Origin of the sequence: uncultured Anaerococcus sp., assembly GCF_947253225.1 — a bacterium.
In the GTDB taxonomy this organism is placed as follows: Bacteria; Bacillota; Clostridia; order Tissierellales; family Peptoniphilaceae; genus Anaerococcus.
Window position 1 is genome coordinate 21360 of the sequence record NZ_CAMXYR010000017.1, and the last position, 8008, is coordinate 29367.

Annotated in this window: 6 protein-coding genes; all 6 read left to right on the plus strand. The window is 36.8% G+C overall.

What is annotated here, in order from left to right; translation table 11 throughout:
• The first annotated feature begins 244 nt into the window (after positions 1-244).
• Complete coding sequence (locus Q0W95_RS03645; RefSeq protein ID WP_297790106.1) at positions 245-1894, plus strand: alpha-glucosidase; 1650 nt, start codon at positions 245-247, stop codon at positions 1892-1894.
• 439 nt (positions 1895-2333) lie between these two features.
• Positions 2334-3914, plus strand: a complete 1581-nt coding sequence (locus Q0W95_RS03650) for a mannitol dehydrogenase family protein (RefSeq protein WP_297790109.1) — start codon at positions 2334-2336, stop codon at positions 3912-3914.
• Between the two features lie 17 nt (positions 3915-3931).
• Complete coding sequence (gene uxuA / locus Q0W95_RS03655; RefSeq protein WP_297790111.1) at positions 3932-5002, plus strand: mannonate dehydratase; 1071 nt, start codon at positions 3932-3934, stop codon at positions 5000-5002.
• 145 nt (positions 5003-5147) lie between these two features.
• Entirely contained in the window at positions 5148-6554 is a 1407-nt protein-coding gene (uxaC, locus tag Q0W95_RS03660; protein ID WP_297790114.1) for a glucuronate isomerase, read from the plus strand.
• A gap of 17 nt (positions 6555-6571) precedes the next feature.
• A complete protein-coding gene (locus Q0W95_RS03665; protein WP_297790116.1) occupies positions 6572-7198 on the plus strand; it encodes a bifunctional 2-keto-4-hydroxyglutarate aldolase/2-keto-3-deoxy-6-phosphogluconate aldolase in 627 nt (208 codons plus the stop codon).
• On the plus strand, positions 7198-8008 hold an 811-nt coding region (locus tag Q0W95_RS03670), incomplete at its 3' end, for a sugar kinase (RefSeq protein WP_297790118.1). The genes Q0W95_RS03665 and Q0W95_RS03670, both read left to right, overlap by 1 nt.

Genomic DNA, 8008 nt, shown 5'->3' on the forward strand with positions numbered 1-8008 from the left:
CTTATCTAGGAGAAATTAGCGAGATATTTAAAATTTCAAGTCCATTTGAAAATACATCCATATCCTTTGGGATAGTTTTTGAAATTAACATAAAGGGTGTAATGAATAAAACACCCGTCTTTATCATTTGTACTATTCTTGTAATAAAGGGACTACTTACTAGGGGATTTTTAATATTAATTTTTAAGGAGCGGATAATATAGTATAATGGAGCAAAGAAAGTTAAGAATATTAAGGAGTTGTTATGAAAAAGCACTGGTGGCAGGAAGAGATTGTTTATCAAATTTATCCTAGGTCCTTCAAGGATTCAAACGATGATGGGATTGGAGATTTGAGAGGAATTACCGAAAGGCTTGATTATCTAAAAGACTTAGGAATAACAATGATTTGGCTATGTCCAATCTATAAGTCTCCGATGGCTGATAATGGTTACGATATTTCTGATTATTTTGCCATTAATGAAGAATTTGGGACTATGGCAGACTTTGATGAGCTTGTAAAAGAGGCTAAGGGAAGAAATATCAAGATAATGATGGACCTTGTTTTAAATCATTCTTCTAATGAACACGAGTGGTTTAAGAAAGCTTTGGCTGATAAAAATAGTCCGTATAGGGAATATTATATTTTTAGGAAGGGGACAAGGGAGCCTAACAATTGGAGGTCAATATTTGGTGGGTCTTGCTGGACTAAGGTAGATGGAGAAGATGCCTACTATTTCCATTCCTTCGCCAAGGAACAACCCGACCTTAATTGGGAAAATCCTAAATTAAGAGAAGAAATCTATAAGATTGTAAATTTTTGGATTGATAAGGGAATTACCGCCTTTAGGATGGATGCCATTAACCATATCAAAAAAAATCCGACCTACCAAAGTGCAAATCCTGATGGAGCAGATGGTAGAGTTTCTGTAATTAATTTCGGTCGCAACCAAGATGGGGTAGAGGAATTAATTAAGAAACTTTCAGATAAGACCTTCAAGGTTCATGATTCTATGACAGTTGGCGAGACGGCTGGTCTTTCCTATGATAAGTACAAGAATTATATAGGAGATGATGGCGTATTTTCAATGGTATTTGACTTTATTCCTGCTAACTTTGACCTAATTGAGGAAACTTGGTTTAAGAGAATTGACTGGGAGTTAGAGGATTTTAGGAAAGCTATCTTTAATAGTCAAAATTCCATCCAAAAATACGGATGGTCAGCAAACTTTATAGAAAACCATGACCAACCACGAGCTACAAGCAAAATTTTAAGGGGAAATGATGAGAACATCAAGGCTATCAAGATGCTTGCAGGTGTTTACTTCTTCTTAAGAGGAACCCCTTACATCTACCAGGGGCAAGAATTGGGAATGAAAAATTTTGTGAGAAAGACAGTAGCAGATTTTCAAGATATTCAATCTATAGATTCTTACAAGAGAAGTTTGGAAGAAGGATTTAGCGAAGAAGAAGCCATAGCCTTTACAAATTTAAGGTCGAGGGACAATGCCAGAGTGCCTTTTGCTTGGACTAGCGAAAAATATGGTGGATTTTCTAAGGTAAAACCATGGCTTGCTATGGCCTATGAAAATCCTAAGGTAAATGCCAAAGACCAAGCCGACAATCCAGATTCAGTCCTCAATTTCTACAAAAAAATGATTGCCTTTAGGAAAAATTCTCTGTATAAGGAAGTCTTGATTTATGGAGATTTTATAGAAAAAACTAGCAAAAACAAGGAAATCATCGCCTATCAAAGAAGATTAGAAGATGGTGAGATTGACCTTTATTTTAACTTCTCTAAGGCGAGGGTAGAAGAAGAAATTCAAGGCAAGGAAATAATTTTTGCAAGCGATGATGCAAAAATTGAGGATGGAAAATTAAGCTTAGGTGAATTTGGCTTTGCCTTAATAAAATAAGAATAACTAATAGCAAGAAAAGATTTCTTGGGATTAAATTCTTAACAGGTAGCTAAGAAGATGCTAAGAAATCTTTTTTCTATGCAAATAAATGAGATTATAACAAGGGTATATAGGTTGTATACAAAACCTCTTTGGTGGAATTGCTTTAAAAAATCTGAAAACTTTAAAAAATAGTTGACAAGTAAGCAAGGAAATGTTATATTTTAATCAGAAGAGAAATAAGGGATGAACTTAATGTAACCGATTACAAAAAATATTTCTAAAATTAATGTTATTTCGAGATATTTTTTTGCTAGAAAATGCAACCGCTTACAAAAATAAGTTTAAAAAGTTCCTTGCTTGAAGAAAAGTAAAATAACAATTAATAAATTACTTTTTTAGAAAAAATAGGGTATAAGGATAGTAGAACGTTTGCACAAAATTTATGGAGGATTTTATGAAGCTAAAATTGGAAAATTTAGATGAAATTCTAAAGCTAGTGGATAAGGGACCTGAGTACGATGTCAAAAAACTTAGGGAAGAATCAATCAAAGATCCTAAATGGTTAGCCTTTGGTTCAGGAAATATCTTTAGGGGATATATAGCTAGGGTCAACCAAGATGGAATTAATGCTGGCAAGGAAGATAGGGGAATTTCTGTTGTTGAATCATTTGATGAAGAGATTATCGAAAAAATTTATAAGCCTTATGACAACTTGGCTTTGTCAGTTACCCTTCATAAGGATGGAAATTTTGATACTACCCTTATTGCTAACTTAGTTGAGTCTTTAACTCTCAAAGATATGGATAGAATTAAGGAAATTGCTCTTAATCCAAATCTTGAAGTGATGAGTTTTACTATAACAGAAAAGGGCTACAACCTTTATGGCTCAGATGGAAGTCTGATGGGAGTTGTTGCGTCTGACCTTGAGAATGGTCCTTGTGAAGCTAAGCATCTTATGAGTATTGTAACCGCTTTACTAAACTTGAGATACAAGGAAAATGGCAAAGCACTTACCCTACTTTCTATGGATAATGCTAGCCACAATGGAGATCTCGTTAAAAACTCAGTTATGCTTATTGCTAAAGCTTGGCTTGAGAAAGGTTTTGTAGATGAAGGCTTCATCGGATATCTTGAAGAAAAGGTAGCTTTTCCACTTTCAATGATAGATAAAATCACACCAAGACCTGCAGTAGAGGTTCAAAAACATGTTGAGGAACTTGGTTTTAGTGATATGGAGCCTGTAGTAACTAGCAAAGGCTCATATGTAGCTGGCTTTGTAAATTCAGAAGAAGCTGAATATCTTGTAATTGAAGATACTTTCCCAAATGGCAGACCTGCTTTTGAAGAAGGTGGGGTGTATATGGCAGATAGGGATACAGTTAATAATGTTGAAACTATGAAAGTTACAACTTGCCTAAACCCACTTCACACAGTGCTTGCGACTTATGGCTGTGTTCTAGGCCATACTTCAATTGCTGAAGAAATGGAAGATGTTGAGCTTGTAAAACTTATAAAGAAAATTGGTTATGATGAAGGTCTCAAGGTTGTTGTAAATCCTGGGATTATAAATCCTAAAGACTTCATAGATGAAGTAATCAATGTGAGATTTCCTAACAAGTTCATGCCTGATACTCCACAAAGAATTGCAACAGATACATCACAAAAGATTTCTGTAAGATTTGGACAAACCATCAAAGGATATATGAAAGATAAGACTCTTGATGTAAGAGATTTAAAGTTCATCCCACTTGCCTTAGCTGGTTGGCTAAGATATCTTCTTGGTGTAAATGATAATGGAGAAGCTTTTGAACTTTCAAATGATCCTATGATGGATTACCTAAGAAAAAGCCTAGAAGGAATTAGCCTTGGCAATTTCAAGATAACTGATGGATTAAAAGACCTATTGAGAAATGAAAAAATCTTCGGTGTAAATCTTGAAGAAGTTGGACTTTCTGATTTGGTAGTTAAATATTTTGAAGAATTGACAGCTGGATGTGGAAGTGTAAGAGCTACACTTAAAAAATACCTAGGATAGGTTAAGGAGAAAAACTTATGAAAATGACCTTTAGACACTACGGAAACAACGACCCAATCTCATTGGAATACGTCGCTCAAATTCCTGGAGTTACAGGAGTTATGGTTATGATGAATGAGTGGGAGGCTGGTGAAGTTTGGGAAAAGGATGTTTTCCAAGCTTATGTTGATAAGTGCCACGCAGTAGGCCTTGAATGTGAAATTATAGAGTCAATCAATGTTCACGAAGATATAAAGATGGGGTTACCTACAAGAGATAAATATATTGAAAATTACAAACAATCTCTGATAAATGTTGCGGCTTGCGGGGTTAAAACTGTAATCTATAACTTCATGCCAGTTTTTGACTGGGTTAAGACAGACCTATACAAGGTTCTTCCAGATGGGTCAAACACTCTTGCCTTTGACCAAGCCAAGGTAGAAGGCCTTAGCCCAAGAGATATGGTAAATGAAATCCTTGATGGGGCTGGAAACTTTGAACTACCAGGCTGGGAGCCAGAAAGACTAGCTCAACTTGAAGAAGTGCTTGATAAGTATAAGGATATTGATGAAGATAAACTAAGAGAAAATTATAAGTACTTCCTTGAAGGAATTATTCCAACATGTGAACAGCTAGGCATTAAAATGGCAGTTCACCCAGATGATCCAGCTTGGCCAATCTTTGACATTCCAAGAATTACATCTACTCCAGAAGATTTAGAAAAAATTGTAAACCTTGTTGATAGTCCATCAAATACCCTATGTATTTGTACAGGCTCCTTGGGTTCAAGAGTTGAAAACGATGTGCCAGCCATAATTGAAGACTTCGCAAAAAGAGGCAAAATTGGTGCAATGCACGTTAGAAACATAAAGTTTACTGGAGAAAAACAATTCTATGAATCAGCTCACTTATCTAGTTGTGGTTCATTAGATATGTATAAAATCATGAAGGCTCTCTATGATGGAGGCTTTGAAGGCTACCTAAGACCAGACCACGGAAGAATGATTTGGGGTGAAGAAGGAAGAGCAGGCTACGGTCTTTACGATAGAGCTCTCGGAGTAGCTTACCTAAACGGTCTTTGGGAAGCAATCGACAAGGCTAATAAATAAAAATTAAAGTACACAGTTTACTACGAACATAAACCTTGGGTAAGGAGGGTTGGTAAACCGACCCTCACTTTATCAAAGGGAATTATTTTGGATATAATAGACAAAATTTTAACTAAAACCTATAATATGAAAGGAAAATGTCAAAATGAAATTCATAACAGAAGATTTTATGCTCCATAATGATTTTGCTAAGAAACTCTACCACAATTATGCAGCTAAAATGCCAATCTTTGACTTTCACTGCCACCTTGAGGCTAAGGAAATTTATGAAAACAAAAACATTCCATCAATTACCGAAGCGTGGCTGGGTGGAGACCACTACAAGTGGAGAGTTATGAGAGCTTGTGGAGTTGAGGAAAAATATATAACAGGTGATGCAGGAGATTTTGAAAAATTTGAGAAATATGCTGAAGTTATGCCAAATCTTATCGGCAATCCAATCTATCATTGGACTCACCTTGAACTTAAAAACTTCTTTGGTATAGATGAATGTCTAACTAAGGAAAATGCTAGAGAAATTTATGATAAGTGTAATGAGCTTTTGGCTAAGGATGAATTTAGACCAAGAGGTCTTATCGAAATGAGCAAGGTGGCAGCAGTTTGCACTACAAATGATCCGATTGATGATTTGAAATATCATGAACTTATAGCCAAAGATGGGTTTAAGGTAAAAGTTCTTCCAGCTTTCAGACCTGACAATGCCCTCTACATTGAAAAAGAAACTTACGCTTCATATCTAGCTGACCTTGCTAAGGCTAGTGGAGTAGAAATTAAGAACTTCTCTGATATCAAAAAGGCTCTCAAGGCAAGAATAGAATTTTTTGATAGCCATGGGGCTAAGGCAAGTGACCAAGCCTTCAAATACATACCTTACAGAAGGTGTGATGAGGAAAGCTTAAATCAAATTGTTGAGAAGAAACTAGCTGGCAAGCCTGTAAGTCTTTCTGAAGAAGAAGCCTACAAGACAGAGCTTACAATCTTTTTAGCCAAGGAATATAAGAAAGTTGATTGGGCTATGGAAATCCACGTTGGAGTTATAAGAAACAATTCCAAGGTTCTATTTGAAAAACTAGGGGCAGATGTTGGAGGAGATAGCCAAAACGACTTGAATTTCGCTGAAAATCTTGCAGACCTACTTTCTGATTTCGAAGACAATGATGGACTTCCAAGGACGGTAATCTTCCCACTAAACCCAAAAGACCACTTCCCAATAGCTACAGTTGGAGGCTCTTTCAATAGGGCTAATGCTGATAATATGCAAAATATCCAACTAGGAACAGCTTGGTGGCACCTTGACCACAAGGATGGAATGATTGAGCAATTGAAGGTATTCTCAAGTGTTGGCGTCCTAGCGAAATTCATAGGCATGCTAACAGACTCAAGATCTTTCCTATCTTATCCAAGACATGAATATTTCAGAAGAATCCTCTGTAACTTCATAGGAGAGCTTGTAGAAAAGGGAGAATATCCAGCTGATGAGAAATTCCTCGGCAAGGTAATTGAAGATATTTGCTTTAACAACGCAACAAAATATATTAAGATAGATTTATAAATAAGAAAGAAGGAAATATGAGCAAAGTAGAAACTATAAGCAAAGTATTAGAACTAGGAATCGTACCAGTAGTAAGAGCAGAATCAGCAGACCAAGCAATAGAATTCTGCAAGGGACTAATTGATGGAGGAATTAACACCCTAGAAGTAACCTTCACCATACCAAACGCAATAGAAGTATTCCAAAGAATCCAAAAAGAACTTCCAAAAGACACCCTTCTTGGAGCAGGAACAGTCCTAGATCCAACAACAGCAAGACTTGCAATCATGAACGGAGCAAAATTCGTAGTAAGTCCTTCATTCGACAAAGAAGTTGCAAAAATGTGTAATATTTACAACATCCCATACATGCCAGGTTGTGTAACTCCAGCTGAAATGCTAGAAGCCTACAAATATGGAGTAGACATCATCAAACTATTCCCAGGCTCTCTTGCAGGTCCATCATATGTAAAAGCAATCCATGGTCCATACCCACACTTCCAAATCATGCCAACAGGAGGCGTAAGCTTAGACAACCTTCAAGAATGGTTCAAAGCGGGCGTAGTAGCAGTAGGAGCAGGTTCAAACCTAGTAAAAGGAAGCAGAGAAGAAATCACCAAAAAAGCACAAGAATATTTAGTAAAAATTGCGGAGGTAAGAAAATAATGAGCAAAAAAGTTGTAACCCTAGGCGAAATAATGTTAAGACTGTCCACACCAGGCTATGAGAGATTTGTCCAAGCTGAAAGCTTCGATGCAATTTATGGAGGGGGAGAAGCAAACGTAGCAGTATCCCTAGCCAACTATGGTTTTGACGCATATTATGTAACAAAACTACCAAAACATGAAATAGGTCAAGCAGCAGTAAACGCTTTAAGAAGATATGGAGTAAACACAAATTATATCCTAAGAGGTGGAGAAAGAGTAGGAATCTACTATTCAGAGACAGGAGCATCAGCAAGACCATCTAAGGTAATCTACGATAGAAGTAACTCAGCCATAGCAGAAGCTAAAGCAGATGAATTTGACTTCGATGAAATATTCAAAGATGCAGCATGGTTCCACACATCAGGAATCACTCCAGCAATCTCCAAAGAAGGAGCAGAAATCACAAAAAGAGCCATGCAAGCAGCCAAAAAGGCAGGAGCGAAGGTATCAATCGACCTAAACTACAGAGCAAAACTCTGGAGCCCAGAAGAAGCTCAAGCAGTAATGAAAGATTTGATGCAATACGTTGACGTATGTATAGGAAACGAAGAAGACGCTTCCCTATGCCTAGGCTTTACTCCAAAAGGGCTAGATGTAACAAGTGGTAAATTAGATGTAGAAGGCTACCATGAAATCTTCAAACAAATGAAAGAAGAATTCGGCTTTGAAATGATAGCATCATCCCTAAGAGAATCATACTCAGCTTCTGATAATGGCTGGTCAGCCCTAATCTATGATGGCAAAGACTTCCACCAAGCTCCACAATACG

Coding starts and splice junctions, on each gene's coding strand:
- Q0W95_RS03665 (WP_297790116.1), top strand. CDS start 6,572: ATGAGCAAAGTAGAAACTATAAGCAAAGTATTAGAACTAGGAATCGTA.
- uxuA (WP_297790111.1), top strand. CDS start 3,932: ATGAAAATGACCTTTAGACACTACGGAAACAACGACCCAATCTCATTG.
- Q0W95_RS03645 (WP_297790106.1), top strand. CDS start 245: ATGAAAAAGCACTGGTGGCAGGAAGAGATTGTTTATCAAATTTATCCT.
- uxaC (WP_297790114.1), top strand. CDS start 5,148: ATGAAATTCATAACAGAAGATTTTATGCTCCATAATGATTTTGCTAAG.
- Q0W95_RS03650 (WP_297790109.1), top strand. CDS start 2,334: ATGAAGCTAAAATTGGAAAATTTAGATGAAATTCTAAAGCTAGTGGAT.